Source organism: Candidatus Protofrankia californiensis (genome assembly GCF_900634765.1).
GTDB lineage: Bacteria > Actinomycetota > Actinomycetes > Frankiales > Frankiaceae > Protofrankia > Protofrankia californiensis.
The window spans coordinates 1-1,710 of sequence record NZ_CAAAFT010000147.1; the positions used below are offsets into that span (position 1 = coordinate 1).

The following is a 1,710-nucleotide window of genomic DNA, read 5'->3' on the forward strand; positions in this document are numbered from 1 at the left end:
GTCGAACTCCAGGCCCTTGGACTCCGCGACGGTGAGTACCGCGATCGGGGCGGCCAACACGTCCGCTACGCCGACCGGGACGTCCCCCAACGTGGTCGCGAGCGCCGCGCGCACTCGCTCGGGCAGGCCCACCGGGCAGATCACCGCCACCCGGCCCTCGCCCACCGCGTCGGCGGCGCGCAGCGCCTCGGCGGCGACCGCGGCGACCAGCGCGTCACTGCCGGGCTGGTCGGTATCGACACCCACCGCCGTCGGAGGCCGTCCGGTGGCGCGGACGGAACGCGGCGGCTCGGCCGAGGGGTCCTGCGCGGCGAGGACGTCAGCTGCCACATCCATGATTTCCGCGGGGGTGCGATAGCTGACGCTGAGTCGTTCCACCCGCCATCTGTCCCCGATGTGCGGGGCCAGCGCGTCGGTCCAGGAGCCGGCCGCGGCCGGGCTCGAAGCCTGGGCGAGGTCACCGACCAGGGTGGCGGAGCGTATCGGGCAGCGCCGCCACAGCAGCCGCCACAGCATCGGCGACACTTCCTGAGCCTCGTCGACGATGAGATGACCGAAGGTCCACGACCGGTCACCGCTGGCATGCTCCACCGCGCTTCGCCGCCGGCGCGGTCCGTACCAGCGTTCGGCCATTCCCGCGGTCATCGTCTCCACGTCGACCATCCCGGTCAGACCCAGGCCGTCGAGAACCTCACGGGCGTACTCCCGGTCGGCCTGTCGGTCCCGCTCGACGTCCCATTCGGCCAGTTCCGCCGTGTCGGCGTCCGGATCGCCCAGCAGTTCGGCGGCCTCGTCGAGCAGTGGCACGTCCGCCGGTGTCCAGGGGGCGTCCGCCCGGCGGTGCAGCAGGTGGCGCTCGTCCGCCGGCAGCCTTGCCACGCCTGCCGCCGGGGCAAGCCGGGCCGGTGCGGCGAACAGGTCGGAGAGCAGGCGCTGGGGGGTCAGCCGTGGCCACAGCGTGTCGAAGACGGCCCGCACGTCCGGATCGGCGTGCAGGTACCCGGCGATCTCCTCGCGTTCGTCGTCGTCGAGCAGGCCACCGGCGAGATTCGTGATCACCTGGTCGGTGAGCGCGGTCGTCAGTTCACGGACGAAAACCCGCCGGGCCAGGTTGTGCGGACGGCGACTGCGCCGAGCCCGGGTGCGGGCGTTCTCGACGACCCGCTGTTGCAGGCGCAGGACGGCGCCGTCGTAGGGGACGTCCACACCGCCCGGGGGAACGTGCTGACGGTTCTTCACCGCCTCGGCCACGAGCTTCGCCATCCGCAGGTCACCTTTGAGCGCGACGACGCGGGCGTCCTCACCGCCGGTGGCGTCGACGCCGGGGAACAGCCGCCCCGGGGTTGTGAAGATCACACCCGTCTCGCCGAGGGAGGGCAGCACCTGCTCGATGTAGCGCAGGAACACCGGGCTCGGGCCGACCACCAGCACGCCGGAGCGGGCGAGCCGCTCCCGCTCGGTGTAGAGCAGGTAGGCGGCCCGGTGCAGGGCCACCGCGGTCTTGCCGGTACCCGGTCCGCCGTCGACGACCAGGACGGACCCGGCGTCGGCGCGGATCACCCTGTCCTGTTCGGCCTGCAGCGTTGCGACGATGTCGTGCATGTGGCCCGAGCGGGGCGCGGACAGCGCCTCCAGCAGCGGTGTGTCACTGCTCGCCCCGGCCACCGGGCCGTCGCCGACACCGGTGGGGTCGAGCACGTCGTCGGTGAA

General features: G+C 72.9%; 1 protein-coding gene. It reads right to left on the reverse strand.

All coding sequences use genetic code 11. The features are described from left to right. The coding region (locus tag DD1DGNOD_RS08615; protein WP_131769854.1) for a HelD family protein at nucleotides 1-1,710 on the reverse strand (1,710 nt) is incomplete at both ends.